Consider the following 26602-nt stretch of genomic DNA (forward strand, 5'->3'; position numbering starts at 1 on the left):
GCCCTCTCCTCCCGCATCCTGAGGAGGGTGCGTCGGACCCGTGTCGCGTCGAGGGCGGGTGCGGGGCCGCGTCGGGCCGATCAGGCCGGGCCCGTCGTCCGCGCCGGCCGTGCGGCAGGACGAGGCCGATCCCGCACGACATCCGGCCCGTCGGCGACCGCAGCCCGGATGAGGCGCGGTCCTGGCATCCCGCGGCGCGGAACCTCGGCACCCATCCTCAATAGGCGCATTCGGCGAAGACCGGATCGATGCTGCCGTTCCAGGCGCCGTGATAGCGTTCCAGGAGCATGTCGGCCCGCGTCTGGCCGCGCTCGACCAGCGCGTCGAGCGGCGCGAGGTATTGCGCCTCGTCGCGGCCTCCGGCGTCGAGCAGGCCCCGGCGCTCCAGCCCATGCCGCGAGATCGCCAACATGTCGCGGGCGAGGTCGCGCACCGTCCGCCCGCCGATCGTGGCGCGAAAGCCTTCGGCCGGCACCGCGTCGCGCAGGTCCTGGCGCATCTCGGCGGTCCAGGGCGCCACGAGGTCCGAGGCCGCCTGGAGCGCGTCGGGATCGTAGAAGATGCCGCCGAACAGCGCCCCCAGGGCGACGATCATCTCGGCCGAGCCCACGTCCTCGCCGCGCATCTCGAGGTAGCGCTTGAGGCGCACCTCGGGGAAGATGGTCCCGAGGTGGTTGGCCCAGTCGGACAGGGTCGCGCGCTCTCCCGGCATGGCGGCGAGCCGCCCGGCCATGAGGTCGCGGAAGCTGCCCCCGCTGACGTCGTGGTAGCGATCCCCCCGCTTCAGGAAGTACAGCGGCACGTCGAGCGCATAGTCGACGTAGCGCTCGAACCCCATGCCGGGCTCGAAGGCGAAAGCCATCATGCCGGCGCGGGCGTTGTCGGTGTCGCGCCAGATGTGGGACCGCTCGGACAGGTAGCCGCTCGGCTTCCCGTGCTTGAAGGGCGAGTTGGCGAAGAGCGCCGTCGCGATGGGCTGCAGCGCCAGCGACACGCGCAGCTTCGCCACCATGTCGGCCTCGCTCGAGAAGTCGAGATTGGCCTGCGCCGTGCAGGTGCGGAACATCATGTCCAGCCCGCGCGTGCCCACCTTGGGCATGTAGCCCGCCATGATGCGGTAGCGGCCCTTCGGCATCACCGGCGCCTCGGCGAGCGTCCATTTGGGGCTGGCGCCCAGCGCCAGGAAGCCGATGCCGAGCGGCTCCGCCACGGCCTTCAGGGCGTCGAGGTGGGCGGCGAGCTCGGCCTTCGACTCGTGCACCGTCTTCAGCGGCGCGCCCGACAGCTCGAACTGGCCGCCCGGCTCCAGCGACACCGCCCCGCCCGTGCCGGCGTCGTCGGCGAGGCCGATGGGGCGCCCGTCGTCCAGGATGCGTTCCCAGCCCTGGCGCTCCGCCAGCCCGTCGAGCAACGCCCGGATGCCGCCGCGCCCCGTCGCGGGGTCGCCGTCGTAGGGCACGGGCGCCAGCGTGTCGCGGTAGAAGGGCAGCTTCTCGTTCTCGATGCCGATGGACTGGCCGGGTTTGCAGCCTTCGGCGATCCAGCCCACGAGGTCGTCGCGCGCGGTGATCGGCGTCGTGTCGGTGGTGTCGCGGGCCATACGGTGCTTTCACGCCTGATGGCCGGCCGAGCGCGGCCGGCGGGAATGGCCGTGCGGCCTCGCGCTTCAGTTAGGCAAGTGCGACGGGGCTGGCAACGTGCCCCGTTCGCATCACACCGGCGGAATCGCCTCCGAAACGGAACCTAGGAGAAACTAAGCCAAGGGCCGTGCGTTGCGTGCAGGTCGAGTCGCCCGACCCCCGGTGGGGCGGCGGCGGCGAACGATAAAAGGGAGTCCCCATGAATTCGCTCAAGAAGACCCTGGCCCTGGCCTGCGCCGCTTCGGTCCTCAGCTTCGGCGTCGCGGTCGCCCAGACCCCTCCCGCCGCCCCGGACGCGGGTGCCGCCGCCGCCCCGGCCGCCGGTGACACCGCCGCGCCGGCCGCCGACACCACCATGAAGAAGCCCATGAAGAAGAAGATGGCTTCGAAGAAGATGTCCCACAAGAAGATGATGAAGAAGAAGGCGATGTGATCGCAGCCTCTTCGCAGGCATCGGACCCCGGCCGCTTCGGCCGGGGTTTTTCGTTTGGGGGGCGTGCGTTCCGTTAACGCCGGCGTGGCAGGCTGCCGTTCCAGCAAGGTTTCGAGGTCCGAGCCCCGTGTTGATCCGCTTCTGGCGCGACGTCCGTGCCGCCACCGCGATCGAATATTGCTTCCTCGCGTGCCTGGTCTCGATCGGCATCGTGGCGGCCGCGCGTTCCATCGGGACCAGGCTCGTCGTCGGCTACTACGGCCAGGCCGCCGACGGCCTCAGGTGAGCGCGTCGGCGTCCCCGCCGGGCTTCTCCGCGGGCGCCGACAGGTTGTCGAGGCTCGACACGATGTGGCCCGCGAGAGCGTCGCAGAGCGGGGACGGGTCCGCGCGGTTGCGCACGAGGGCGATCTTGCACGACGGCAGGGTGGGGAAGCCGTCGGCGGGGCCCAGGACCCGCATGCCGGACCGGAGCGCGCTTTCCGGCAGGACCGACACGGCGAGCCCCGCCAGAACGGCCGCCCCCACGGCGGTGGAGTTCCACGACGAATACAGCACGCGGTAGTTCTTGCCGCGCCCGTCGAGCGCCGCGGTGGCGGCCTGCCGCCAGGTGCAGAAGGTCCGCCCGAGCGCCAAGGGCACCGGCTCCTGTTCGTGCACGGCGTGCCGCCCGGAGGTCACCCACAGGAGCCTTTCGCGCCGGATCACCGAAGCGGAGCCGCGCGACGACACGTGGGTGATGATCGCGAGGTCGATGTCGGCGTGTTCGATGCGCTCCATCAGCATGGGCGTCGGCTCGCACACCACCGTCACCTCCACGCGCGGGTTGGACTGCGAGAAGCGCGCCAGGATCTCGGGCAGGTAACGCTCGGCATAGTCGTCCGGCAGCCCGAGCCGGACCCGGCCGGCGAGTTCGGTTTCGGCGAAACTCGCCAGGGCTTCGTTGGACAGGCGGACGATGCGGCGGGCATAGTCGAGCAGCCGTTCGCCCTCGTCGGTCAGGCGCGAAGCCCGGCCGTCCCGCTCGAACAGCGGGCGCCCCACCGTTTCTTCCAGGCGCTTGATCTGCATCGACACCGCCGACTGCGTCTTGTGGACGGCTTCGGCGGCACGCGTGAACGTGCCCGTGTCGGCGATGGCGATGAAGCTTCTGAGCTGGTCGGTGTCGAGGAGCGCCGCCATGGGGACCGTCCGGCCTGAGTGTCGCGCGCGAGCTATGACAGAAAGCGATGGCAGGCATCAAGAACATTCGTTTCCCTGATCGGCGTTTTCTGCCTATGGTGCGGGCACCGAAAAGGACAAAAACGATGCACTCCCCCAACTCCGCCCCCTCCGTCTTCGCCGCCGTCACGTCGGCCGCGATCCGTTTCGCCACCCGTCTGCGCGAAGCCGGGGAGCACCGCCGCGTGGTCCACAGCCTCGCTTCCCTCGACGACCACATGCTGCGCGACATCGGCCTCACCCGCTTCGACGTCGCCGCCGCCCTCGTCGAACCCGCGCTGACCGACGGCACCCTGGTGCTGGCCGAGCGCGCCCGCGAGCAGCGCCAGAACCAGCGCGCCCTGGCGCAGGAAGCCCAGGCCTGGGCCGCGCCGGCCAAGCGCGCTGCCTAAATCTTAATTTTTGATGAATGGAGCGGCGATCTTCGTTCTTGCGAATGATCGCCGCTTTTTTGCGCGGCCGCCGGACCGGTTCGGCCGCGTCGTCGGTTCCGGCATCGGGGATCGCCGCTCCGCCCCCGCACCTTCGGGGGGAGCGAAACCGCGGGGTCGCCCCTTCAGCTCCGTCGCGCGGGTGATTATCTCGAAAGCGGTCGAAAGTGGAGGCGGGACAGCGCGTCGGCTTGACCCTCGCGCGCCGTTCCCGCAAAAACCCCAACCGACGATGCCCGGATGAGATCGATGACCAAACCGCCGCTTCAAGTCCTGCTCTGCGCGCCGCGCGGCTTCTGCGCCGGCGTGATCCGCGCCATCGACGCGGTCGAGCAGGCCCTGTCGATCTACGGTCCCCCGGTCTACGTCCGCCACGAGATCGTGCACAACAAATACGTCGTCGAATCCTTGAAGAAGAAGGGTGCCGTCTTCGTCGAGGAGCTCGACGAGATCCCGCCCACGGACGCGCCGGTCATCTTCTCGGCCCACGGCGTCCCCAAGGCGGTGCCGGCCGAGGCCAGCGCCCGCAAGTTCTTCCACATCGACGCGACCTGCCCGCTGGTGACCAAGGTCCACCGCGAAGCCGAGCTGCATCATCGGCGCGGCCACACCATCATCCTGGTCGGCCATGCCGGCCACCCCGAGGTGGTGGGCACCCTGGGGCAGTTGCCGGACGGCGCCGTCATCCTGGTCGAGAACATCGCCGACGTGCACCGCTTGGCCGACGAGGCGTCGCCCGAGTTCCTGGCGAAGAAGCTCGCCTTCGTGACGCAGACCACGCTGTCGGTCGACGACACGCAGGGCATCGTGGAAACGCTGAAGCTGCGCTTCCCCGACATCGTCAGCCCCCACAAGGAAGACATCTGCTACGCCACCACCAACCGGCAGGACGCCGTGAAGCAGATCGCCCACACGGTGGACGCCCTGCTGGTGGTGGGTTCGGCCAATTCGTCGAACTCGCAGCGCTTGAAGGAAGTGTCGGAGCGCGCCGGCTGCAAGAACAGCCAGCTCGTGCTGCGCGCGTCCGACATCGACTGGGCGCCGCTGGGCGACATCCGCAAGATCGGCATCACGGCGGGCGCGTCTGCCCCCGAGGTGCTGGTCGAGGAGATCATCGACGCCTTCGCGGAGCGCTACACGATCGAGGTCGAGACCGTGGCGACCGTCACCGAAACCATGTTCTTCCCGCTGCCGCGCGAGCTGCGCGCCATCCAGGAACCCATGGCGGTCGCCGCCGCGCAGTGACGCGGGCCGCCGGTCGCCCCGGTCCACGGCCGGCGCGAAGGCGGGCCGCGGCATCCGGGGCGGTCGGACACGATCGAACGCGAAAGGCGGTCCCGGGCGGGGCCGCCTTTCGCATTTCGGGGCCGTCCCCGTCGGGCGGCCGCCCCCGATCCTTCCGGGCGGTTTGACCGGGCCCGACCCCGCCGGTACTGAGCGGCATCTCCACACCGGGAACCCCGATGGCCGTCTATACCGACGTTTCCGACGCCGAGCTTTCCGCCTTCCTCGACCGCTACGACATGGGCGCGCTGCTGTCCTGCAAGGGCATCGCCGAGGGGGTCGAGAACTCGAACTACTTCGTCCACACCGAGGGCGGCAATTTCATCCTGACGCTCTACGAGAAGCGCGTGTCCGCCGACGACCTGCCGTTCTTCATCGGGTTGATGGACCACCTGGCGTCGCGCGGGCTGAACTGCCCCCGGCCGGTGCGCGACCGCGCCGGCGAGGCGCTCGGCACCCTCAACGGCCGGCCCGCCGCATTGGTGACGTTCCTCGACGGCGTGTGGATCAAGCAGCCCTCGGCGGAGCATTGCGGCGCGCTCGGCCGGGCGATGGCGGAACTGCACCGCGCCGGCGCCGATTTCCCGCTGCGCCGCCCCAACGGCCTGTCCGTCGACAGTTGGCCCGCGCTCTTCGCCGCCGCGGGTCCCGGGGCCGACGGCGTGGCGCCGGGCCTGTCGGCGCTGGTCCGCGAGGAGCTCGCGGTGCTCGCCGACCGCTGGCCGCGCGGCCTGCCCGAGGGGGTGGTCCACGCGGACCTGTTTCCCGACAACGTGTTCTTCCTCGGCGACCGTTTGAGCGGGCTCATCGACTTCTACTTCGCCTGCACGGACGCGCTCAGCTACGACCTCGCGGTCTGCCTCAACGCGTGGTGCTTCGCGCCGGACGGCGCCTTCGACCCCGCCCGGGGACGGGCGCTGCTCGACGGCTACCGGGCGGTGCGGCCGCTGTCGGCGGCCGAGGTCGAGGCCCTGCCGGTGCTGGCCCGGGGCGCCGCCCTGCGCTTCATGCTCACGCGCCTCGTCGATTGGCTGAACGTGCCGCCGGGCGCGCTGGTGAGGCCCAAGGACCCGAAGGAATACCTCGCCAAGCTGCGCTTTCACCGGACGGTAAGCTCGGCGGAGGCATACGGCTTCGCATGACCGACACGATCACGATCTGGACCGACGGCGCCTGCTCGGGCAACCCCGGTCCCGGGGGCTGGGGGGCCATCCTGCGGCTCGCCGGCGCCGACCGCGAGCTCAAGGGCGGCGCGCCCGACACCACCAACAACCGCATGGAGCTGATGGCCGCCATCACGGCGCTGCAGTCGCTCGACGAGCGCAGCGACGTCGACCTCCACACCGATTCCCAATACGTGCGCGGCGGCATCACCGGCTGGATGGCGGGTTGGAAGCGCAACGGCTGGCGCACGGCCGACAAGAAGCCGGTGAAGAACATGGAGCTGTGGCAGCAGCTCGACGCCGCCACGGCCCGCCACACCGTGCGCTGGCATTGGGTGAAGGGCCACGCCGGTCACCCCGAGAACGAGCGCGCCGACCTGCTCGCCCGCCAGGGCATGGCGCCGTTCCTGCGGCGGTGACGGGCCGGCGCTCGCCAACCGTCGCCTCGCCCTGTAGGGTCCGGGCATGACACCAGCCCTGCTCTTCGACATGGACGGGACGCTCGTCGACACCGAGCACCTCCATTTCTCGGCCTTCCAGACCGTGCTGGCGCCCCATGGCGTCGAGCTGAGCTGGGGAGACTACCGCACCTTCATCATGGGCCAGCCCAACCGCGCCATCGCGGCGCATTTCCTGGGGCATGTGCCGGCCGCCGACCATGCGGCCGTCATGGACGACAAGGAAGCGCGCTACCGCTCGCTCGTCACCGACGTCGACCCCGCCTCGGGCCTGATGGACCTGCTCGACTGGGCCGACGCCGAAGGCATCCCCTACGCGGTCGTCACCAACGCGCCCCGCGCCAATGCCGAGCTGGTGCTCGAAGCGCTGGGGATCCGCGGCCGGGTCAAGGCCGTGGTGCCCGGCGACGAGGTCGAGAGCCCGAAGCCCCACCCAATGCCCTACCTCACCGCCGCCGCCATGATCGGCGGCGACCTGGCCCGCACCGTCGCGTTCGAGGATTCCGGGTCGGGGCTCGCGTCGGCGCTGGCCGCCGGGCTGCCGGTCGTCGGCATCGGCTCGGCGCTCGACGAGAACGGCCTGCGGAAGGGCGGCGCCGGGCTGCTGATCCAGGATTACCGCGACCCCCGGCTGATGGGCTTCGTCAAGCGGCACCTCGGCCTCGATGCCGGAACCCCTTCCGCACCCTGACCACCGTCCCCATCTCTGCCGCACCGGCGCAGGTGCCGCGATGCCGCGCTTCCTTTTGCCGGTGCGCGGCGTTACCTGTCGTCGCGTGACGAAGCGGGAAAGGCCTCGACGTTCCAGATGCGGTTGTCCCAGGTTCTCGTTCTGCTCGCCGCCGAGCCTGAGGAGCGCATCAGCTTCCGAGACATCCTCGCCATACTGAGCGAGCGCTCATTCGCGATCCTCGTCGTGCTGCTGGGGCTCCCGAACTGCCTTCCCATGCCGCCGCCGATCCCGACCGTGTCGGCGCTGCTGCTCATCATGATCGCCCTGCAGATGCTGGTCCGCCGCCCGGAGCCCTGGTTCCCGGGCGTGGTGCTGCGGGGCTCGGTGGCGCGCAGCGACGTGCTGCGGGCGGTGAAGCGCGCCCTTCCCGTGGTCAGCCGGCTGGAGCGCTGGTCGCGGCCGCGGCTGTCCGTGTTCGAGCCGCGGCTCGCATCCCTGCTCAGCGCCATCCTGCTGCTGCTGATGTCGGTGGGCATGCTGCTGGCGGCGCCGCTGATCGGCCAGGTGCCCTATGGCCTCGCCGTGTGCCTGTTCGGTCTCGGGCAGATCGAGCGCGACGGCGTGCTGGTGCTCAGCGGCATGGCGGCGGGCGCCGTCGGCGTGGCCCTGAGTGCGAGCTTCATCTACGGCGTCGTCGAGGCCATCCGCAACCTCGTCTGAACCCCGTTCGGATCCGCGCCGTTGCCCTCCGCATCCACGTCGGGGAGGGAAATCGATGAAGCTTTATTGGGGCAAGCACACTTGTGCGATCGGCATCCACGTCTTGCTGGATGAGTTGGGCGCCAAGTTCGATCTCGAAGAGGTCGACGTCCTCGGCGGCGAGAACAAGAAAGAGCCCTTCGAAACGATCAACCCGAAGAAGAAAGTGCCGCTGCTCGTCCGGGACGACGGCTCGAAGCTCACGGAATATGGCGCCATCGCGACCTGGCTGGCGCTGGCCAACCCCGACGCCAAGCTGATCCCCGAAGGCGTCGAGGACCGCGTCCGCATGATCGAGATCATGGACTACGCGGTGGGCACGCTGCACGGGCAAGCCTTCGGCCGCGTCTTCATGCCGGCGAAGTTCGAGCCGAAGGACCTCCTCCACAAGGCGGGGCTCGGGCAGGCGACCACCAAGGCCGAAGGGTTGGAGATGGTGAAGCAGGGCTTCGCGATCATCGACCGTCAGCTCGCCGGAAAGCCCTACGTGGGCGGGCCGAATTTCTCCATCGGCGACACGGCGCTGTTCTACTGCGAGCGCTGGGCGCCGCAGGTCGAGGTGGCGCTGCCGCCGAACGTCGCCGCCCACTTCGACCGGATGAAGGCGCGGCCGAGCGTCCGGCGCGCGCTGGAAGTCTACGGCGAAGCCTGAACCCCGGCAGGACCCTTCTCCCGGCGGGTGGGTGGGAGAAGGGCCGCCTTCAGACCCAGGCCGGGCGGCGGAGGTCCAGCGTCATCGGGAACTCGCCGACGCGCTCCTCGGGCGGCACCGGGATGGTGCCGCTGGTGTGGCCCAGCCCGGTGAACCGGGCGCGGCGGCGGGCTTCCGCCTCGAAGGCGTTGACCGGGAACGTGTCGTAGCTCCGGCCACCGGGATGCGACACGGCGTACACGCAGCCGCCGATCGAGCGCTGCGACCACCGGTCGACGATGTCGAAGGTGAGGGGCGCCTGCACCCGCACGAAGGGCTGCATGGAGCGCGACGGCTGCCACGCCTTGAAGCGCACGCCCGCCACGTATTCGCCCGCCACCGCGGTGGCGGTCAGCGGCACGGGACGCCCGTTGCACAGAACGACGTGGCGGCCCGGGGTGGCGCCGGACAGCTTCACCTGCACGCGCTCCACCGAGGAATCGACGTAGCGCGCCGTGCCGGAGGACGAGCCTTCCTCGCCCAGCACGTGCCACGGCTCCAGCGCCTGCCTGAGCTCCAGCTTCACGCCGTGATATTCCACGGTGCCGTAATGCGGGAAGCGGAACTCGCGCTGCGCGTCGAACCAGGCGGGGTCGAGCTCGTAGCCGGCGCCCGCGAGGTCGCGCAGCACTTCGGCGAAGTCCTGCTCGACGAAATGCGGCAGCATGAACTTGTCGTGCAGCGACGTGCCCCAGCGCACGAGCGCGCCGTCGAGCGGCTCGCGCCAGAACCATGCCACCAGCGCCCGCACCAGGAGCTGCTGGGCGAGGCTCATGCGCGCGTCCGGCGGCATCTCGAAGGCGCGGAACTCGACGAGGCCGAGCCGGCCGGTGGCGCTGTCCGGCGACCACAGCTTGTCGATGCAGATTTCGGCGCGATGGGTGTTGCCGGTGACGTCGACGAGAAGGTTGCGGAACAGCCGGTCCACCATCCAGGGCCGGATGTTGGGCTCCTCCGGCCCGGGGACCTGGCTCAGCGCCACCTCCATCTCGTAGAGGCCGTCGTGGCGGGCCTCGTCGATGCGGGGCGCCTGGCTGGTCGGCCCGATGTACATGCCGGAGAACATCATCGACAGGCACGGGTGGCGCTGCCAGTAGAGGATGATGCTCTTCAGCAGGTCCGGCCGGCGCACGAAGGGCGAGTCGTTCGGCGTCGCGCCGCCGAGCACAACGTGGTTGCCGCCGCCCGTGCCGGTGTGGCGCCCGTCCGTCATGAACTTGTCGGCGCCGAGCCGCACCGCGCGCGCGTCCTCGTAGAGGCCGCGGGTGATCTCCACCGCCTGGTCCCAGCTCGCCGCGGGCTGGACGTTGACCTCGATGACGCCCGGGTCCGGCGTCACCTTGATGACGTTGATGCGGGGATCGTAGGGCGGGTCGTAGCCCTCGATGTGCACCGTGAGGCCGAGGTCGGCCGTGGCGCCTTCGACGGCCGTCATCAGCTCGAGGTAGTCCTCCAGCCGGTCCACCGGCGGCATGAACACGCAGAGCTGGCCGTCGCGGGGCTCCACCGCGAAGGCGGTGCGGACCTCGGGGTCGTTGCGGTTGTAGTCGGCCGGGGGCACCGACAGCGGCTTCGCGGCCCGCGATTCCGTGATGGTGGTGAGCTGGTCGGGGTCCGGCAGCGGCGCGCGCGGCTCCGTCGGGTCCTGCGGGGCCGCGTAGGGGAAGCGGCTCGGCGGGATGTAGTCGAGCGATTCCAGCGGCAGGCGGAAGCCGAGCGGCGAGTCGCCGGGGGTGAGGAAGATGTTCTCGCGGCGCGTGTGCCAGATCTCGCTGGCCCAATCGCGGCCCCAGCGGGTGATGGGCATGACGTAGCCGGCGGGCGTGGAAAGGCCGCGGGCGAAGACGCGCGAGATGCGCGCCCGCTGCTCCACCGTGCCGACCGGCGACTGCAGCGCGTCGATCTCGCGCGGGAGCTGGGCTTCCTTCAGCAGCCAGTGCGCGGGGTCCTCGTAGGCCGGCTGCACGTAGGAATGTTCGAGCCCGAGCCGGTGCGCGATGGCCCCCATGAGCCGCTGCGCGTCCTCGATCCTGGCGCTCTTCGGCCCGGTTTCGCTGGCGATGAGGCCCGGGTCGCGCCAGATCGGCAGCCCGTCCTTGCGCCAGTAGAGCGCGAAGGCCCAGCGCGGCAGGCTTTCGCCGGGGTACCACTTGCCCTGGCCGTAGTGCAGGAAGCCGCCCGGCGCGAAGCGGGTGCGCAGGCGGCGGATCAGCTGGTCGGCCAAGCCGCGCTTGGTGGGGCCGACGGCTTCGGAGTTCCACTCGGGCGCTTCGAAATCGTCGATGGAGATGAAGGTGGGCTCGCCGCCGGTGGTGAGCCGCACGTCCCCGGCGCGCAGGTCGGCGTCCACGCGCCGGCCGAGCGCGTCGAGCGCCGCCCAGGCCTCGTCCGAGAAGGGCAGGGAGATGCGCGGCGCTTCGGCGACGCGCGTCACCTCCATGGAATGGTCGAAGGTGATCTCGCAGGGGTCGAGGGCCCCCGAGATCGGCGCCGCCGCCCGGTAATGCGGGGTCGCGGCGAGCGGGATGTGGCCTTCGCCGCAGAGCAGGCCCGAGGTGGCATCGAGCCCGATCCAGCCCGCGCCGGGGAGGTACACCTCGGCCCAGGCGTGCAGGTCGGTGAAATCGTGGCGGGTGCCGAGCGGGCCCGACACGGGATCGATGTCGGCCCGGAGCTGGATCAGGTAGCCCGACACGAAGCGCGCCGCGAGGCCGAGGCCGCGCAGGATCGACACCATCAGCCAGGCCGAGTCGCGGCAGGAGCCCGACGCCTTGGTCAGCGTTTCCTCGGGCTCCTGGGTGCCCGGCTCCAAACGGATGACGTAGGCGATCTCGTTGGACAGGCGGGTGTTGATGTCGATCAGGACGTCGATCGAGCGGCGCGGCTCGCGCGACACCGTGTCGAGGAAGGCCTGCACCCGCGGGGTGGGCGGCGCGTCGTCGAGGTAGGCGGCGACCTCCGCGCGCGTTTCGGCGTCGTAGCTGAAGGGAAAGGTTTCGGCGATCGGCTCGACGAAGAAGTCGAACGGATTGATCACCGCCATCTCGGCCGACAGGTCGACCTCGATGCGCAGGTGATCGGTCTTTTCCGTGAAGACGAGGCGCGCCAGCCAGTTGCCGTGGGGATCCTGCTGCCAGTTGATGAAGTGGCTCTGCGGGCTGACCTTCAGCGCGTAGCTCGGGATCTCGGTCCGACAATGGGGCGCCGGCCGCAGCCGGATCACCTGCGGCCCCAGCGAGACGGGCCGGTCGTAGCGATAATCCGTGACGTGATTGATCGCGGCGCGCACCGGCATCGCGGCCTCCTTCGGGAACTGTCGTGGGATGAAAATGCCGCAAAGGGCTTGGCGGGTCCGTACGGGCCGCATCCCCCGTCGTCAACCACACGGCGTGCTCAAATGTTGGGCCGGCCCGGTGCGTGCGAGGCGCGCCGTGCAAGGGGGGATCGCCACCGGTCGCCGGCCGCAGGCGAGCCATGCACCCAAAGCGGGTTCGAAGCGTTTCGCAACGCACCATCACCAACCCCGGGGCAGGACGACGCGCGATGACGACCGAACTCACGACCCTGGCCTGGACGCTGGTCCTGGCGCTGATCTACATCGGCCTGCCGTCGCAGCTCCGCACGATCGAGACCGGCACGGCCTACAACGCCAGCGCCCGCGACGACGAAGGGCCGCCGGTGGGCGTCATCACCGGCCGGCTGCAGCGGGCCCAGATGAACCTGTTCGAAACGCTGCCGCTGTTCATCGGCGCGGTGCTGATCGCGCATGTGGGCGGCCGAAACGGCGCCCTGACGGGCTGGGGCGTGTCGCTCTACTTCTGGGCGCGGGTCGTGTACCTGCCGCTCTACGCGTTCGGGGTGCCCTACGTGCGGTCGCTGGTGTGGCTGGTGTCGCTGGCCGGACTGATCATGGTCATCGTCGCCGACCTGCATGGCTGACGGGAAGCCTCGCCCGGCGGGGCGGTGCGCTCCCCCGGGCGGATATTCGCCCCCGTGAGGCGACACGGCCCGATGCCGCCACCCAGGCGCCGTGCCGCCAAGCGATGCGGGGGCGCGGTGTCGAGCGGGGCCGTCGGCGGGAGGTGCCCGCGCGCGAAGCCGCGGACGGCTTCGCCGACCCGCTGTCACATGTTCGGGTAGTTCGGCCCGCCGCCCCCCTCGGGCGGGATCCAGGTGATGTTCTGCGACGGGTCCTTGATGTCGCACGTCTTGCAGTGGACGCAGTTCTGGGCGTTGATCTGGAACCGCGGCTCGGTCTTGCTCGCCTCGTCGGCGTACACGACCTCGTAGACGCCTGCCGGGCAGTACAGCCGCGCCGGCTCGCCGTAGAGCGGCAGGTTGCGGGCGATCGGGATCGACGGGTCGGCCAGCACGAGGTGGGCCGGCTGGTTCTCCTCGTGGTTCGTGCCCGACAGGTAGACCGAGGACAGCTTGTCGAAGCTGAGCACGCCGTCGGGCTTCGGGTAGGCGATCGGCGTCACCTCGGCGAGCGGCTTCAGCGTGGCGTGGTCGGGCTTGCCGTGGCTCAGCGTGCCGAAGGGCGACGCCCCGAAGACCTGCTCGCACCACATGTCGATGCCGCCGAGCGCCACGCCGGGCATCGTGCCGAACTTCGACCACAGCGGCTTGACGTTGCGCACGCGCTTCAGGTCCGTGCCGATCGCCGACGACCGCCACGCGTCCTCGAAGCTCGCGAGCTCGTCGTTGGCGCGTCCGGCGTCGAGCGCCCGCACGGCATGCTCGGCCGCCATCATGCCGCTGAGGATGGCGTTGTGGGACCCCTTGATGCGGGGAACGTTGACGAAACCCGCCGCGCAGCCGATGAGCGCGCCGCCCGGGAACGACAGCTTCGGCACGGACTGCCAGCCCCCTTCCGTGATGGCGCGGGCCCCGTAGGCCAGGCGCTTGCCGCCTTTCAGCGTGTCGGCCATCATTGGATGGGTCTTGAAGCGCTGGAACTCGTCGAAGGGCGACAGCGTCGGGTTCTCGTAGTTCAGGTGGACCACGAAGCCGACGCTGACGAGGTTGTCCTCCATCCCGTACATGAAGGAGCCGCCGCCGGTGCGGTTGCCGAGGGGCCAGCCGAAGGAATGCTGCACGAGGCCGGCCTTGTGGGTGTCGGCCGGCACCTCCCACAGCTCCTTCAGGCCGATGCCGTACTTCTGCGGGTCGCGCCCCGCGTCGAGGTCGAACCGGCGGATGAGGCCCTTGGCGAGCGAGCCGCGGGCGCCCTCGGCCACCAGCACGTATTTGGCGCGCAGCTCCATGCCGCGCGTGTAGCCGTCGGTGACGGCGCCGTCCTTGCCGACGCCCATGTCGCCCGACGCGACGCCGACGACCTCGCCGGCGTCGCCGTAGAGCACCTCGACGGCGGCGAAGCCGGGATAGATGTCGACGCCGAGCGCTTCGGCCTGACGGCCGAGGTAGCGCGACACGGTGGCGAGCGAGCCCACGAAGTTGCCGTGATTGCTCATCAGCTTCGGCATCAGGGCGTTGGGCAGGCGAAGGCCGCCGGCGGGGCCGAGGTAGTAGAAGCGGTCGTCCGTCACCGGCACGGTGAGCGGCCGGTCGTCGTGGCCGCGCCAATCGGGGAGCAGCGCGTCGAGCCCGGCGGGGTCGACGACGACGCCGGACAGGATGTGGCTGCCGACCTCCGAGCCTTTTTCCAGCACGACGACGCCGAGGTCGGGTTGAAGCTGCTTCAGCCGAATCGCCGCTGCCAGGCCGGCGGGCCCGGCGCCCACCACCACGACGTCGAATTCCATCGCTTCGCGCGCCGGCGCTTCGAATGCCGACGTCGCGCCGTTGCCCTCGACCATGTCGATCCCGTTCCCTGTCCGCCCTCGTGCCGTGCGCCTTATCTAGGGATTGTGGTCCACCGGTGCAAATGCGGCGTTTATGATCTCCGGTATGGTGGAAACACCATGGAGTCGACGCGACTTCCGAAGAACCGCCACGCCCGAGCCCGGGGCCGCGCGGCCGTGCCGCGCCCGTCGCCTCCGCGACGCCGCGAGCCTTGACCGGCCTTCAAGCCGCGCCGGGCGCCGCCCGCCCGGGTCCGGACCGGGGCCGCGCGCTCTTAACCCTTTTTCCAGACCTGACCGAGAATTCTAGCTAAATTAGCTCAATCCGGTGAGGACGCCGTGTTCGATTGGTATATCAGGAACGCTCCCATCAAGCGGAAGCTGGCGTTGGCCTTCGGGGCCGTCGGCGTGGTGGCGGCCGTCGCCATGCTGGCGGTGTGGTGGCGCGAAACCGCCATCGCGCAAACGTTGGCGGATCCCGCGCACCGGGACGCCCTGATGTCGCTGTCCACCATGACGCTGGCAGCCCTCGCCCTCGAGCTGGGCGTCGTCGCGACCCTGGCGGGGCTGTTCACGCGCTGCATCGGCACGCCCTACGTCACCACCGTGCTGCGGATGGAAGCGCTGGCGCGCGGCGACCTCGACAGCCCCGTGCAGTTCACGGACTACAACGATTGCGTGGGCCGCATCACCCGCGCCATGCGAACGTTCCGGGACGCCGCGGTGGAACGCGACGCGCTCCACGCCGCCGCGGCGGGCCACCGGGCCGACCTCGACACTCGCCTCCGCGCCAGCGAGGCCGCCTTCGAGCTCCGCGGGCGGGACCAGAAGACGGTCGTCGACGCGCTGGCGGGGGCGCTGGCCGCCCTGGCGTCGGGCGACCTCGCGGCGCGGGTCGCCGGCGAGGTGACGGCCGACTACGGCAAGCTGCGCGACGACTTCGACGGGGCCGTGGCGGCGCTGCAATCCGCGCTCACGGCCGTGGCGGAGCGGGTCGGCGGCATGGGCCGCGGCGCCGCCGAGATCGCCCAGGCGGCCGACGACCTGTCGCGCCGCACCGAGCAGCAGGCGGCGTCCCTCGAAGAAACCGCCGCGGCGGTCGACGAGGTGTCGGCCACCGTGCGGGGCAGCGCCGAAGGGGCCGGCCGGGCCCGGAGCGTCGTGGCGGAAGCGCGCGCCACGGCCGAAACGTCGAGCGCCGTCATGCGGGACGCGGTCGCCGCCATGATGCGCATCGAATCCTCTTCCCGCGAGATCGGCCAGATCATCTCGGTCATCGACGAGATCGCCTTCCAGACGAACCTGCTGGCGCTCAACGCCGGCGTGGAAGCGGCGCGGGCCGGTGACGCCGGCCGCGGTTTCGCCGTCGTGGCCTCCGAGGTGCGGGCGCTGGCCCACCGCTCGGCGTCGGCCGCGAAGGAGATCAAGGCTCTGATCTCGACCGCTTCGGCCGAGGTCGCCGGCGGCGTCGCCCTCGTCACCCGCACCGACGACATGCTGACCCGCATCGCCGGCCAGGTGGGCGAGGTCGACGGGCTGGTGGGCGCCATCGCGGCCTCGGCGCAGGAACAGGCGTCCGCCCTCGCGGAGGTCAACACGGCCGTGAACCAGATGGACCAGGTGACGCAGCAGAACGCCGCCATGGTGGAACAATCGACCGCGGCGAGCCACAAGCTCGCCGCCGACGCGGTCGAGCTGGGCCGCCTCGTCGGCGCCTTCCGCGGGCTGGCCGCGCCGGCGGCGGGACCGGCCCCGGCACCCTCCGCCCGGCCGAGGCTCGTGGTGCCGGTCCGCGCGCAGCCCGCTCCGCCGACCGGCCCGGCCCGCGCGCGGCCGGTGCTGGCGACCCTGCGGGGCGGTGCCGCGCCCCGCAGCGCCCAGCCCGCCCCGAAAGCCGACTGGGCGGAGTTCTGACCGCCGCGGCGCGCAAGCCTGTCGATCATCGCCCGGGTTGCCGCTAGACAGGTCGCATGACCCTCGACGCCGCCACCCGCGACGAACTCGAAGCGCTGCTGCGCTGGTACGTCGACATGGGCGTCGACATCGCGGTCGATGCCGAGCCCCACGACCGCTTCGCCGAGGCCGCCGCCGCGGCAGCCCGGCCCGAGCCCCCGGGCGAAGCGTCGCGCCGGGCGCCGCCCGGGCCCGCGGCTCCCGGGCTTCCGGGCCTCGCGGCGCCGCCGCTCGTGGGGGGCGCCGCGGCGCTGTCGGCCGAACTCGCGGCGCGCTCGGCCCGGGAAGCCGCCGCCGAAGCCCGCACCCTCGACGAGCTGAAGGCCGTGCTCGAAGCCTTCGAGGGCTGCAGCCTGAAAGGCACGGCGACGCGGCTCGCCTTCTCGGACGGCGATCCCGCGGGGCGCGTCATGGCCGTGGGGGAAGCCCCCGGCGCCGAGGAGGACCGGCAGGGCCGCCCCTTCTCGGGGCGCTCGGGCCAGCTGCTCGACCGCATGCTCGCCGCCATCGGGCTCGACCGGTCCGCCGTCTACGTCGCCAACGTCGTGCCGTGGCGCCCTCCCGGCAACCGCACGCCCACCCCGCAGGAGGTGGCGATCTGCCGCCCCTTCATCGCGCGGCAGATCGAACTGGCCGACCCCGAGGTCCTCGTCTGCCTCGGCGGACCGGCGGCACAGAGCCTGCTCGGCGCCAAGGAGGGCATCATGCGGCTGCGCGGCCGCTGGCACGACTACGACACCGGCACCCGCACGGTGCGGGCCCTGCCGATGCTCCACCCCGCCTACCTGCTGCGGACCCCGGCCCACAAGAAGCTCGCCTGGGCGGACCTCCGCGCGCTCCGAAAGGCGCTCGACGCTTCGGCCCCGAACCGGCCCTGATGCCGGCGGCCGGAGGGTTCGGCGCCCGGCAAGCGTGGACGCGCGCCGGAGCCCGTGCGGCGTGACCCTTCGGCGCTTCCGGCGGTTGGTACGGGGACGGAAGCGCGGGAGGCGGCATGGCGGGGCAGGCGATACCGGACGGCACGCGCGAGATGCTGGTGTTCCTGGGCACCGCCGGCATCGCGGTGCCGCTGTTCCACCGCCTGCGCGTGTCGCCCGTGCTGGGCTTCCTCATCGCCGGGGTGGCGCTCGGCCCCTACGGCCTGGGCTGGCTGGCCCGCGCCGTGCCGGCCTTCTCGCTGCTGTCGATCGGCAACGCGCGGCGGCTCGACGACATCGCCGAGCTCGGGGTCGTGTTCCTCCTGTTCATGGTGGGGCTGGAGCTGTCCTTCGAGCGCCTGTCGCGGCTGCGGCGCCTCGTCTTCGGCTTCGGCGCGCTGCAGCTCGCCCTGAGCGCGGCCGTCATCGCGCTGCCGGCGGTGGCGCTCGGCCTCGCCCCGGCCGCCGCCATCGTGCTGGGCCTGGCGCTGGCGCTGTCCTCCACCGCCGTCACGGTGCCGGTGCTGGCCGAACGCCGCCACCTCAACTCGTCGGCGGGCCGCACGGTCTTCTCCGTGCTCCTGTTCCAGGACCTCGCGGTGGCGCCGCTGCTGTTCACCGTCACGGCGCTGTCCACGCCGCGCGACGCGGGCCTCGGCGTGGCGCTGCTCGTCACCCTCGGCCCCGCCGTGCTGGCCTTGGCGCTGATCGTGCTCCTCGGCCGCACGATCCTGCGCCCGCTGTTCCACGTCGTGGCGGCCACGAAATCCACCGAGTTCTTCATGGCGGCCTGCCTGCTCGTCGTCATCGGCACGGGCGCGGTGGCGGTGGCGGGCGGGCTGTCCATGTCGCTCGGCGCCTTCCTGGCGGGGCTGCTGCTCGCCGAAACCGAGTTTCGCCGCGAGATCGAGGTCACGATCGAGCCCTTCAAGGGGCTGCTGCTCGGGCTGTTCTTCGTGTCGATCAGCGTGGGGCTCGACCTCGGCGCCATCGCGGCGCGGCCGGAGCTCATCGCCGCGCTCTGCCTCGGCGTCGTGGCCCTGAAGGCGCTGATCGTCTACGGGCTCGCCCGGCTGTTCCGCTTGTCGCGCGGGGTGTCGGGCGAGGTGGCGCTCCTGCTCGGCCCGTCGGGCGAGTTCGCCTTCGTGCTGGTGGCGCAGGCCGCCGCGGCCGGGCTGCTGCCGGGGCCCGTGGCCCATGTCACGACGGTCGCCGTCACCCTCACCATGATGCTGATCCCGCTCCTCGCCCGGCTGGGCGAGCGGGTCGGGCGGCGTCCGGCCGCCCTGCCGGTGCCCGCCGAGCCGCCGCCCGACGACGGCGAAGCGCGCGTCATCATCGTGGGATACGGCCGCGTCGGGCGGCTCGTGGGCGAGATGGTGGCGCTGCACGGGCTGCCGTTCATCGCCGTCGACGGCGACGCCCGCCTCGTGCGGCGCGAGCGCGACGCGGGCGCGCCGGTGTATTACGGCGACGCGCGGCGCCACGACTTCCTGGAAAAATGCGGCCTCGGCGCGGCGCGCGGCCTCGTCGTGACGCTGAACGACCCGCGCGTCGCCGAGGAGGTGGTGGAAGCGGCGCGGGCCGAGCGCGCCGACCTCACCGTGGTGGCCCGCGCCCGGGACGCCGAGCACGCGCGCCGGCTCTACGACCTCGGCGCCACGGACGCCGTGCCGGAAACCATCGAGGCCAGCCTGCAGCTCAGCGAGGCCGCGCTCGTCGACATGGGTGTCGCGGCCGGCCACGTCATCGCCTCCGTCCACGAGAAGCGCGACGAGTTCCGGAAGCTGCTGAACGAGAAGCGCCCCGACGGCCGCGAGCGCCGCGCGATCCGGCGGCCGCTGAAACGCCAGTGAACCGTCCCGCCGCCGTGACGCGGCCGGCGACGGGCCCGGCTTTCAAAGTCGCCCATATCGGCTACAGCCGGGATGCGCCGACCCCGCCGCAGGCCGGGGGCCCGCCAAACCCGGATTCGAGTTCAGACCCGCCGATGATCACCCTGTACGACCCGGCCGCCGCCGCCCGCGAGATCCCCGCCGCAGCGACCCCGCTCGCCCTGGCCGACGACACGCTGTGGGTCGACCTGATCGACCCCTCGGACGAGGACGACGCCCGCGTCGAGCAGGCCACCGGCCTCGTTCTGCCGCGCGCCCACCAGCTCGCCGAGATCGAAACGTCGAGCCGCCTCGTCGCGGAGGGCGACGTGCTGATGATGTCGACGCCGGTGCTCTACCGGGAAGACGGCGTGGTCCATTCCACGCCCGTCGGCTTCGTGCTCGGCCGCGACCGGCTCGTGACCGTGCGGGCCCACACGTTGAAGAGCTTCTCCGATTACGTCGCCGGCCGGCAGGGCGCGGTCCCGCTCGACGGCCCGGTCGACGCGCTGCTCGGGCTGCTCGACGGCATCATCGCCCGCATGGCGGACGGCATGGAGGCGGTCGGCGCCGAGCTCGACGGCGTGTCGAAGGAGATCTTCGGCATCACCAAGCTCGACGCCAACCAGAAGCCCGTCCGCATCGAGCGACGCCTCGCCGCCACGCTGCAGACGGTGGGGCGCAGCGGCGACACGACCTCCTATGCCCGCGACAGCCTGCTCGGGATCAACCGCCTCCTGGTGTTCCTCGCCAACAAGGGCGGCGACCGCATCGGCCCGGCCCACCACGAGCGCATCGAGGTGCTGAAGCAGGACGTGGCGGCGCTGGGCGACTACGAGACGCGGCTCACCGACAAGGTGCAGTTCCTGCTCGATTCGACGCTGGGCTTCATCAACATCGAGCAGAACCGCACCTTCAAGCTGCTCACGGTGATCTCCGTCATCGGCATCCCGCCGACCTTCGTGGTCGGGCTCTACGGCATGAACTTCAAGAACATGCCGGAATACGACTGGAGCTACGGCTACGAGTGGGGCCTGTTCCTGGTCGTGCTCAGCATCGTGGTGCCGATCGTGTACCTGAAGGTGAAGGGCTGGTTCTGACCGGAACGCCGTCCCCCGCCCGCGCCGCCCGCCGGAGCGCCCGGCGGGCACGGTCGACCTTCTTCCGCCTGCCGCGCCCCGACGTCATCCCAGCCGGTCCAGCGTCGCCGGATCGGGCGCGCCGCCGAAATACCGGTCGAGCGCGGCCCCGAACCTCGGCTCGCCGGGCGCGGCTCGCCCGAACAGCGTCATCGACGAGCGGAACTTCACGTCGTCGGGGGAGCCCAGGATCGCCGTGATGCCGCGCCCCTCGACCGCCAGCACGAGGTCGGTGCAGCGCCGCAGGCGCTCCCCCAGCACGGGATGGTCGAGATAGGCCTCCGCTTCGGCGAGGGAGCGGATCGCGTAGCGCTGCGCCATGGGGCTGAAGCCGAGCCCCGCGACCTGGGGGAACACGAACCACATCCAATGGCTGCGCTTGCGCCCGGCGGCGAGTTCCGCCGTCACGTCGTCGAAGACCGGGGCCTGCGCGTCGACGAAGCGCCGGAGGTCGTGGGGGTCGTCCATGGCGCGTCTCGCTCCGCCGGTTCAATGGCGGTCAACGCCCTTCGCGCGGCCGGCGTTGCGGGCTAGACCGGAGTCCCCGCTCCCCCGCCGTCCGGACCCCGATGACCCCCACGCTCGACCGCTTCCGCCGCATCGTCATCAAGGTCGGCTCGTCGCTCGTGGTGGACGCCGCGGCGGGCACGCCGAAGCGCGCCTGGCTCGAAGCGCTGGGCGACGACATCGCCGCCCTGCACCGCGCCGGTGCCGACGTCGCCGTGGTGTCGTCGGGCGCCATCGCGCTCGGGCGCCGCGTGCTGAAGCTGCCCGCGGGGGCGCTGAAGCTCGACGACAGCCAGGCCGCCGCCGCGGTCGGCCAGATCGCGCTCGCCCGCACCTGGGCCGAGGTGCTGGGCGCGCGGGGGCTCACGGCCGGGCAGGTGCTGGTCACCCCGGGCGACACCGAGGAGCGACGCCGCTACCTCAACGCCCGCGCCACGATGGAGCGGCTGTTCGGCCTCAAGGCCGTGCCGGTCATCAACGAGAACGACACGGTGGCGACGAGCGAGATCCGCTACGGCGACAACGACCGGCTCGCCGCGCGCGTCGCCACCATGGCGTCGGCCGACCTCCTGGTGCTGCTCAGCGACATCGACGGCCTCTATACGGCGCCGCCGGCTCAAGACCCGACCGCCACGCTGATCCCCGTGGTGGAGCGCATCGACGCCGGCATCGAGGCCATGGCGGGCGGCGCGGCCTCGATCTATTCGCGCGGCGGCATGCGCACCAAGGTGGAGGCCGCCAAGATCGCCACGGCCGGCGGCACCCACATGGTGATCGCCGACGGCCGCGTGTTCCAGCCCATCGCCCGCATCCGCGACGGCGGGCGCTGCACCTGGTTCACCACCGATTCCAACCCCCGTGCCGCCCGCAAGGTGTGGATCGGCGGCACGCTGGAGCCGCGCGGCGCGCTGGTGATCGATGACGGCGCCGCGCGGGCGCTCGGGGCAGGGGCGAGCCTGCTGCCCGCTGGGGTCGTGGCGGTGACGGGCTCCTTCGCGCGCGGCGACTGCCTGCGCATCCTCGATTCCCACGGCAGCGAACTCGGCCGCGGGCTGTCGGCCTTCGACAGCGAGAACGCGGCGCTGCTGGTCGGCCGCAACAGCCGCGACATCGAGGGGCTGACGGGCGCCAGCGGCCGCGCCGCGATGGTCCACCGGGACGACATGGCGCTCCGGGCGGAGTGAACCGCGGCGGCGGGCAAGGCGCGCCGCGGAGCCGGGGCGTTCGATCGGGCCGGCCCGCCGCGATCCCCGTCCAAAGATCGATCGAAGCCGTCCCGATCGCCCCGAAGGACCAGCCCGCCGCTGCCGCCGCCCGGACGACGATGGCGGAGGTCTTCGCCCGACACCTCCGACCGGCCGTGGCCCCGGCCTCCCGGCCGGAGCTTCGCGGCTCCGCCTGCCATCTTCCCCTGTGAGGAGGAGCAGACAGCCGCGGGCCGACCCGCGAGCACCTGCCGAGCGCGGGCGAGGCGCCCTAGGTCGCAGCCGGCGCCGCCCGCTCGCTCACCCTTCCAGCACCCGCACCGGCGCCCCCCGCCGCCACGCCGCGATGTCCTCGACCACCTGGGGGAAGGCGGCCTCGTAGGTGGCGCGGCTGACGTAGCCGATGTGGGGCGTCGCCAGCACGGTCGGCATGGTGCGCAGCGGGTGGTCGGGCGGCAGCGGCTCCGTGTCGAACACGTCGAGCCCGGCGCCGGCGAGCCGCCCGGCGCGCAGCGCGTCGACCAGCGCCGCCTCGTCGACGATGGGCCCCCGCGACGTGTTCACCAGGAAGGCCGTGGGCTTCATCAGCCCGAGCTCGCGCGCGCCGACGAGCCCGCGCGTGCGCTCGCCGAGCTTGAGGTGCACCGTCAGCACGTCGGCCTCGCGGAACAGCGCGTCCTTCTCCACCCGCTCGACCCCGACCGCCGCGGCGTCCTCCGCCCGGAGGTTCTGGCTCCACGCGATGGGCCGCATGCCGAACACGCGGCCGAACTCGGCCACGCGGCGGCCGATCTTGCCGAGGCCCAGGATGCCCAGCGTCTTCCCTTTCACGTCGGTGCCGAGACCCACCTGCCAGCCGCCCGCCGCCACCGAAGCCGCCTGGCGGGCGATGCCGCGCGTCACCCCGAGCACGAGGCCCCAGGCCAGGGCCGGCGTGGCGTCCGGGTCGCCGCCCGCCGTGCCGCAGACCGGGATGCCCCGCGCCGCGCAGGCGGCGACGTCGATCGCGGCGTTCCATAACCCGACCGTGACGACGAGCTTCAGGCGGGGCAGGGCGGCCACGAGCTCCGCGCCGAGCGGCGTCCGCTCGCGGATCAGCACCAGCACGTCGAAGGGCGCGAGCCGGGCCGCCAGCCCGTCGGCGGCATGGTCGTGAAAGAACACCGTTTCGGCGTCGCCCAGGCTCGCCCAGTCGGCGAGGCCGCGGGCGACGCCCTGGTAGTCGTCGAGGACGGCGATGCGCAGCGGAGCGGCTGGGTCGGTCATGGGGCACCGGGGTGGGAGGAGCGAAACGCCGGTCGCGGCGTCCGATCGACCCCAACGTCCGAGCCCGCGCCCGGGATCGGCGGTCCAACGGCCGGGCGCGCGAAAGCCCCGGAATTCGTCAAGCCTTTCCGAAGCTTGCCGCGCCGCCGCTGCGGCGAAGGATCGCCGAGAAAACGCTTGTGCGGGAGGGGAGTTTTCCGTATCTCTCGCCTTGCCCAATTTCGCACGTGCCTGTGGTCGCGTGTCGGTTGGCGGGGTTCGGACAAGAGGCCGATAAACCGTCAGATCCAACCGGCAGCCGGAGGCGAACCGGCGAACCCCGTCTCAAACGGGGGACGCGACTTAAAGCAACGACGGACCGGGCTTTTTCGTCTCTGTCGACCCTCCAAAGGTCGGCGTACCGAAGAGGCTTGTCTTTCTTGCCGGGCGTGCGGAAGGGATTTCCCCTTCCAATCGATGGCTCTTCACGGGACGGCTGCGGCCGTGCCTTGTCGATCCAACGGCGCAGCATCAGATCGGCGCGTCGCCGGTCCGCGCTTCCGCGCGGGTCGTCGGTCCGGCCGGTCGCGGTTGGCCATGTCCTATCGACGCCTCGCGCCCTCCACCGCGCGAGCGGACGACGACCTGTCCCCGCACCCTTTCTCAGCATCGGCGCCGCGCGGCGCCAAAAGGGATGCCGCCATGACCGACCGTATCGTCGATTTCCTCCGCCGCCGCACCGAAGACGGCCCCTGCATGGTGCTCGACCTCGACGTCGTGCGCGACAACTACACCTCCTTCGCCAAGGCCCTGCCGGACACGCGCGTCTTCTACGCCGTGAAGGCCAACCCGGCGCCGGAAGTCCTGGATCTGCTGGCGAAGCTCGGCTCCTGCTTCGACACGGCGTCCGTCGTCGAGATCGAGCAGGTCCTCGCCGCCGGCGCCACGCCCGAGCGCATCTCCTTCGGCAACACCATCAAGAAGGAGCGCGACATCGCCCGCGCCCACGCCTACGGCGTGTCGCTCTTCGCGGTGGACTGCGAGGCCGAGGTCGAGAAGGTCGCCCGCGCCGCCCCCGGCGCCAAGGTGTTCTGCCGCATCCTGTGCGACGGCTCGGGCGCCGAATGGCCCCTGTCGCGCAAGTTCGGCTGCGCGCCCGACATGGCCGGCCGCGTGCTCGAACACGCCCACCGCCTGGGCCTCGTCGCCTACGGCCTGTCGTTCCACGTCGGCTCGCAGCAGCGCAACCCGCGCATGTGGGACGGGGCGCTGGCGGCGTCGGCCGCCATCTTCAAGGACCTGGCCGAGCGCGGCATCGCGCTCCAGATGGTCAACCTCGGCGGCGGCTTCCCCACCAAGTACCTGAAGAACGTCCCGGCCGTGCGCCAATACGGCAAGGCCATCTTTGAAGCCTTGCGCAAGCACTTCGGCAACCGCATCCCCGAAACCATCATCGAGCCGGGCCGCGGCATGGTGGGCAACGCGGGGGTGATCGAGGCCGAGGTGGTGCTCGTGTCGAAGAAGTCGGACGAGGACCGCATGCGCTGGGTCTACCTCGACATCGGCAAGTTCAACGGCCTCGCCGAAACCATGGACGAGATGATCCGCTACCCGATCCGCACGGAGTTCGACGGCGACGCCACGGAGCCCTGCATCATCGCCGGGCCGACCTGCGACAGCGTCGACGTGCTCTACGAGAAGGAGCCCTACGAGCTGCCGGTGTCGCTGGCGATCGGCTCCAAGGTGCTGATCGAGGGCACGGGCGCCTACACCACGACTTACTCGGCCGTGGGCTTCAACGGCTTCCCGCCGCTCAAGTCCTACGTGATCTGAGCCGTCGCCCGGCGCGATCGCCGGGCGACGCACGCTGTCCGGAACCGTCCCGGCCGCCTTCGAGGGCGGCCGGCCCCCGCGCGCGTCGACACGAGGACGCACCCGATGGTGATCCAAGCCTTTCCCGCCCTGGCGGCCGTCGCGGTCGCCGGCTTCGGCCTGCTGCGCCCCGTCGCCCCCGCCTTCCGCCTGCGCGACGAGCGCCCGCGGGATGCCTCCGCGCGTGAAGCCCTGCTCGACGCCAGCTTCGGCCCGTCCCGCTTCGCCAAGACCTGCGAGCGGCTGCGCGAAGGGCGCCTTCCCGCCGACGGGTCGAGCTTCGTCGCGGTCGACGGCGGCGCGATCGTGGGCACGCTCCGCTTCTGGCACGTCGAATGCGGCCGCGTCCCGGCCCTCATGCTCGGTCCGCTGGCCGTCGCGGCGAGCCACCGCTCGGCCGGCATCGGCGGCGCGCTGATCGCCCACGGGCTGCGGCGGGCGGCCAGGCTCGGGCACGGCGGGGTCGTGCTGGTCGGCGACGCGCCCTATTACGCGCGCTTCGGCTTCGCCCGCGCGCCCGTCGAGCATCTCGTCCTGCCGGGGCCGGTCGACGCCGAACGTTTCCTCGGGCTGGAACTTCGGCCCGGCGGGCTCGCCGGCGCCCGGGGCCGGGTCGCCGCCACGGGACTGATCGTCGGGGAGCGCCGAGACGGGGAACCCCTCCGTCGGGCGGCGTGATCGCGCCTCGTCCCATCCTCGATCCGCCGGGCGGCCGCCTTGTGGATGTCCCGGTCCTCGCGTAGCTTTTCTCCACCGTGGGTTCAGGTCGCGTCCCCGCGGCCCCGCCTGGCGGCGGGAGGAACCCCCATGCGTCGGATCACCGCCACACTCTTCGCTGCGGCGCTGGCCGTCGCCGCGATCCCCGCCGCGCGCGCCGACGATGCGAGCCGCCTGAAGACCGCCCGCGCGGTCGTCGAGGTGGCCCATGCCGGCGAGCACATGAAGGCGCTGATGCCGACCTTCCTCGGGCAGATGAAGGGCATGCTGAAGGCGCAGGGCAACGTCGACGACAAGCAGGCGCAGGTGTTCCTCGACCGCTTCCAGGCGCGTTTCGCCGAAGGGATCCCCGCCTTCGTCGACCTCGTGGCGGAGGTCTACGCCCGTGAGTTCTCCGAAGAGGACCTCGTGAACCTGCTCGCCTTCTACCGGACGCCGACGGGACAGCACCTGCTCGACAAGCAGGTCCCCATCGCCCAGGCCCTGGCGCAGGTTGGCGCCCGGTGGGGCCAGTCCGTCGCCGGCGATGTCGTGGCGGAGATCAAGAAGGAGCACGACAAGGCCGGCGGCACACCCAAGCTGTGATCCGTCCGCCCGTCACGGTCGCCGCGGCTTGA

The 26602-nt window shown here is 71.7% G+C and carries 24 protein-coding genes; 18 read left to right on the plus strand and 6 right to left on the minus strand.

What is annotated here, in order from left to right:
* Positions 1-217: 217 nt before the first annotated feature.
* Positions 218-1600 carry a glutamate--cysteine ligase gene (locus D3273_RS07660; RefSeq protein ID WP_129225128.1) on the minus strand — a complete coding sequence of 461 codons (1383 nt, stop codon included), beginning with the start codon at positions 1598-1600 and terminating at the stop codon, positions 218-220.
* Between the two features lie 239 nt (positions 1601-1839).
* Between D3273_RS07660 and D3273_RS28145 the strand changes: the two genes are divergently transcribed.
* Together D3273_RS28145 and D3273_RS07670 are read left to right on the plus strand one after the other, a co-directional pair.
* Positions 1840-2073, plus strand: a complete 234-nt coding sequence (locus tag D3273_RS28145) for a hypothetical protein (RefSeq protein WP_165359416.1) — start codon at positions 1840-1842, stop codon at positions 2071-2073.
* Between the two features lie 127 nt (positions 2074-2200).
* On the plus strand, positions 2201-2359 hold the full coding sequence (locus tag D3273_RS07670) for a Flp family type IVb pilin (RefSeq protein WP_129225132.1): 159 nt from the start codon (positions 2201-2203) through the stop codon (positions 2357-2359).
* Here D3273_RS07670 and D3273_RS07675 read toward each other — a convergent pair.
* A complete protein-coding gene (locus tag D3273_RS07675; protein WP_129225134.1) occupies positions 2352-3254 on the minus strand; it encodes a LysR substrate-binding domain-containing protein in 903 nt (300 codons plus the stop codon). The genes D3273_RS07670 and D3273_RS07675 overlap by 8 nt on opposite strands.
* Positions 3255-3379: 125 nt before the next feature.
* On the opposite strand from D3273_RS07675, the gene D3273_RS07680 reads away from it, so the two are divergent.
* From D3273_RS07680 to D3273_RS07710, 7 genes are all read left to right on the plus strand, one after another.
* Positions 3380-3685, plus strand: coding sequence for a DUF1127 domain-containing protein (locus tag D3273_RS07680; protein ID WP_129225136.1), 306 nt, complete (start codon positions 3380-3382; stop codon positions 3683-3685).
* A gap of 288 nt (positions 3686-3973) precedes the next feature.
* Positions 3974-4969 (plus strand): 4-hydroxy-3-methylbut-2-enyl diphosphate reductase, encoded by a 996-nt coding sequence (ispH, locus tag D3273_RS07685; RefSeq protein ID WP_129225138.1) that lies wholly within the window; start codon positions 3974-3976, stop codon positions 4967-4969.
* Between the two features lie 218 nt (positions 4970-5187).
* Complete coding sequence (locus D3273_RS07690; RefSeq protein ID WP_129225140.1) at positions 5188-6150, plus strand: homoserine kinase; 963 nt, start codon at positions 5188-5190, stop codon at positions 6148-6150.
* Positions 6147-6590 carry a ribonuclease HI gene (rnhA, locus tag D3273_RS07695; RefSeq protein ID WP_129225141.1) on the plus strand — a complete coding sequence of 148 codons (444 nt, stop codon included), beginning with the start codon at positions 6147-6149 and terminating at the stop codon, positions 6588-6590. The genes D3273_RS07690 and rnhA overlap by 4 nt, the downstream gene beginning before the upstream one ends.
* A gap of 46 nt (positions 6591-6636) precedes the next feature.
* Entirely contained in the window at positions 6637-7320 is a 684-nt protein-coding gene (locus D3273_RS07700; protein ID WP_129225143.1) for an HAD family hydrolase, read from the plus strand.
* Between the two features lie 117 nt (positions 7321-7437).
* A complete protein-coding gene (locus tag D3273_RS07705) occupies positions 7438-8022 on the plus strand; it encodes an exopolysaccharide biosynthesis protein (RefSeq protein WP_129225145.1) in 585 nt (194 codons plus the stop codon).
* A gap of 55 nt (positions 8023-8077) precedes the next feature.
* A complete protein-coding gene (locus tag D3273_RS07710) occupies positions 8078-8713 on the plus strand; it encodes a glutathione S-transferase family protein (protein ID WP_129225147.1) in 636 nt (211 codons plus the stop codon).
* Positions 8714-8762: 49 nt separating this feature from the next.
* Here D3273_RS07710 and D3273_RS07715 read toward each other — a convergent pair whose 3' ends face one another.
* On the minus strand, positions 8763-12047 hold the full coding sequence (locus tag D3273_RS07715) for a transglutaminase family protein (protein ID WP_129225149.1): 3285 nt from the start codon (positions 12045-12047) through the stop codon (positions 8763-8765).
* 248 nt (positions 12048-12295) lie between these two features.
* On the opposite strand from D3273_RS07715, the gene D3273_RS07720 reads away from it, so the two are divergent.
* On the plus strand, positions 12296-12691 hold the full coding sequence (locus D3273_RS07720) for an MAPEG family protein (protein ID WP_129225151.1): 396 nt from the start codon (positions 12296-12298) through the stop codon (positions 12689-12691).
* A 185-nt stretch (positions 12692-12876) separates the two neighbouring features.
* Here the strand turns inward: D3273_RS07720 and D3273_RS07725 are convergent, their stop codons facing one another.
* Positions 12877-14571 (minus strand): electron transfer flavoprotein-ubiquinone oxidoreductase, encoded by a 1695-nt coding sequence (locus D3273_RS07725; protein ID WP_245501055.1) that lies wholly within the window; start codon positions 14569-14571, stop codon positions 12877-12879.
* 324 nt (positions 14572-14895) lie between these two features.
* On the opposite strand from D3273_RS07725, the gene D3273_RS07730 reads away from it, so the two are divergent.
* The 4 genes from D3273_RS07730 (at position 14896) to D3273_RS07745 (ending at position 20400) form a co-directional block, all read left to right on the plus strand.
* Positions 14896-16470, plus strand: coding sequence for a methyl-accepting chemotaxis protein (locus D3273_RS07730; protein WP_207210732.1), 1575 nt, complete (start codon positions 14896-14898; stop codon positions 16468-16470).
* A gap of 56 nt (positions 16471-16526) precedes the next feature.
* Positions 16527-17387 carry a uracil-DNA glycosylase gene (locus tag D3273_RS07735; RefSeq protein WP_129225153.1) on the plus strand — a complete coding sequence of 287 codons (861 nt, stop codon included), beginning with the start codon at positions 16527-16529 and terminating at the stop codon, positions 17385-17387.
* Between the two features lie 116 nt (positions 17388-17503).
* The gene (locus tag D3273_RS07740) at positions 17504-19282 is read left to right on the plus strand and encodes a cation:proton antiporter domain-containing protein (protein ID WP_129225155.1); all 1779 of its coding nucleotides are present in this window, start codon (positions 17504-17506) and stop codon (positions 19280-19282) included.
* 134 nt (positions 19283-19416) lie between these two features.
* Positions 19417-20400, plus strand: coding sequence for a magnesium transporter CorA family protein (locus D3273_RS07745; protein ID WP_129225157.1), 984 nt, complete (start codon positions 19417-19419; stop codon positions 20398-20400).
* Positions 20401-20484: 84 nt separating this feature from the next.
* Here D3273_RS07745 and D3273_RS07750 read toward each other — a convergent pair whose 3' ends face one another.
* Positions 20485-20907, minus strand: coding sequence for a DUF1810 domain-containing protein (locus D3273_RS07750; RefSeq protein ID WP_129225159.1), 423 nt, complete (start codon positions 20905-20907; stop codon positions 20485-20487).
* 101 nt (positions 20908-21008) lie between these two features.
* Between D3273_RS07750 and proB the strand changes: the two genes are divergently transcribed.
* Positions 21009-22130 (plus strand): glutamate 5-kinase, encoded by a 1122-nt coding sequence (proB, locus tag D3273_RS07755; RefSeq protein ID WP_129225161.1) that lies wholly within the window; start codon positions 21009-21011, stop codon positions 22128-22130.
* 321 nt (positions 22131-22451) lie between these two features.
* Here proB and D3273_RS07760 read toward each other — a convergent pair whose 3' ends face one another.
* Complete coding sequence (locus D3273_RS07760; RefSeq protein WP_129225163.1) at positions 22452-23417, minus strand: D-2-hydroxyacid dehydrogenase family protein; 966 nt, start codon at positions 23415-23417, stop codon at positions 22452-22454.
* Positions 23418-24098: 681 nt separating this feature from the next.
* Here D3273_RS07760 and D3273_RS07765 point away from each other — a divergent pair.
* The 3 genes from D3273_RS07765 to D3273_RS07775 all read left to right on the plus strand — a co-directional run bounded on the left by D3273_RS07765 (position 24099) and on the right by D3273_RS07775 (position 26570).
* On the plus strand, positions 24099-25229 hold the full coding sequence (locus tag D3273_RS07765; RefSeq protein ID WP_129225165.1) for a type III PLP-dependent enzyme: 1131 nt from the start codon (positions 24099-24101) through the stop codon (positions 25227-25229).
* 105 nt (positions 25230-25334) lie between these two features.
* On the plus strand, positions 25335-25946 hold the full coding sequence (locus D3273_RS07770) for a GNAT family N-acetyltransferase (RefSeq protein ID WP_129225167.1): 612 nt from the start codon (positions 25335-25337) through the stop codon (positions 25944-25946).
* A 129-nt stretch (positions 25947-26075) separates the two neighbouring features.
* A complete protein-coding gene (locus D3273_RS07775; RefSeq protein WP_165359417.1) occupies positions 26076-26570 on the plus strand; it encodes a DUF2059 domain-containing protein in 495 nt (164 codons plus the stop codon).
* The last annotated feature ends 32 nt before the right edge of the window (positions 26571-26602 follow it).

The sequence above is a fragment of the Lichenibacterium minor genome (genome assembly GCF_004137685.1).
GTDB lineage: Bacteria > Pseudomonadota > Alphaproteobacteria > Rhizobiales > Beijerinckiaceae > Lichenihabitans > Lichenihabitans minor.

What these genes read in the sequence shown, in the direction of transcription:
- rnhA (WP_129225141.1), top strand. Translation starts at nt 6,147, where the DNA reads ATGACCGACACGATCACGATCTGGACCGACGGCGCCTGCTCGGGCAAC.
- D3273_RS07720 (WP_129225151.1), top strand. Translation starts at nt 12,296, where the DNA reads ATGACGACCGAACTCACGACCCTGGCCTGGACGCTGGTCCTGGCGCTG.
- D3273_RS07775 (WP_165359417.1), top strand. Translation starts at nt 26,076, where the DNA reads ATGCGTCGGATCACCGCCACACTCTTCGCTGCGGCGCTGGCCGTCGCC.
- D3273_RS07660 (WP_129225128.1), bottom strand. Translation starts at nt 1,600, where the DNA reads ATGGCCCGCGACACCACCGACACGACGCCGATCACCGCGCGCGACGAC.
- D3273_RS07760 (WP_129225163.1), bottom strand. Translation starts at nt 23,417, where the DNA reads ATGACCGACCCAGCCGCTCCGCTGCGCATCGCCGTCCTCGACGACTAC.
- D3273_RS07750 (WP_129225159.1), bottom strand. Translation starts at nt 20,907, where the DNA reads ATGGACGACCCCCACGACCTCCGGCGCTTCGTCGACGCGCAGGCCCCG.
- D3273_RS07710 (WP_129225147.1), top strand. Translation starts at nt 8,078, where the DNA reads ATGAAGCTTTATTGGGGCAAGCACACTTGTGCGATCGGCATCCACGTC.
- D3273_RS28145 (WP_165359416.1), top strand. Translation starts at nt 1,840, where the DNA reads ATGAATTCGCTCAAGAAGACCCTGGCCCTGGCCTGCGCCGCTTCGGTC.
- D3273_RS07690 (WP_129225140.1), top strand. Translation starts at nt 5,188, where the DNA reads ATGGCCGTCTATACCGACGTTTCCGACGCCGAGCTTTCCGCCTTCCTC.
- D3273_RS07675 (WP_129225134.1), bottom strand. Translation starts at nt 3,254, where the DNA reads ATGGCGGCGCTCCTCGACACCGACCAGCTCAGAAGCTTCATCGCCATC.
- D3273_RS07705 (WP_129225145.1), top strand. Translation starts at nt 7,438, where the DNA reads ATGCGGTTGTCCCAGGTTCTCGTTCTGCTCGCCGCCGAGCCTGAGGAG.
- ispH (WP_129225138.1), top strand. Translation starts at nt 3,974, where the DNA reads ATGACCAAACCGCCGCTTCAAGTCCTGCTCTGCGCGCCGCGCGGCTTC.
- D3273_RS07700 (WP_129225143.1), top strand. Translation starts at nt 6,637, where the DNA reads ATGACACCAGCCCTGCTCTTCGACATGGACGGGACGCTCGTCGACACC.
- D3273_RS07715 (WP_129225149.1), bottom strand. Translation starts at nt 12,047, where the DNA reads ATGCCGGTGCGCGCCGCGATCAATCACGTCACGGATTATCGCTACGAC.
- D3273_RS07740 (WP_129225155.1), top strand. Translation starts at nt 17,504, where the DNA reads ATGGCGGGGCAGGCGATACCGGACGGCACGCGCGAGATGCTGGTGTTC.
- D3273_RS07725 (WP_245501055.1), bottom strand. Translation starts at nt 14,571, where the DNA reads ATGGTCGAGGGCAACGGCGCGACGTCGGCATTCGAAGCGCCGGCGCGC.
- D3273_RS07680 (WP_129225136.1), top strand. Translation starts at nt 3,380, where the DNA reads ATGCACTCCCCCAACTCCGCCCCCTCCGTCTTCGCCGCCGTCACGTCG.
- D3273_RS07735 (WP_129225153.1), top strand. Translation starts at nt 16,527, where the DNA reads ATGACCCTCGACGCCGCCACCCGCGACGAACTCGAAGCGCTGCTGCGC.
- proB (WP_129225161.1), top strand. Translation starts at nt 21,009, where the DNA reads ATGACCCCCACGCTCGACCGCTTCCGCCGCATCGTCATCAAGGTCGGC.
- D3273_RS07770 (WP_129225167.1), top strand. Translation starts at nt 25,335, where the DNA reads ATGGTGATCCAAGCCTTTCCCGCCCTGGCGGCCGTCGCGGTCGCCGGC.
- D3273_RS07745 (WP_129225157.1), top strand. Translation starts at nt 19,417, where the DNA reads ATGATCACCCTGTACGACCCGGCCGCCGCCGCCCGCGAGATCCCCGCC.
- D3273_RS07765 (WP_129225165.1), top strand. Translation starts at nt 24,099, where the DNA reads ATGACCGACCGTATCGTCGATTTCCTCCGCCGCCGCACCGAAGACGGC.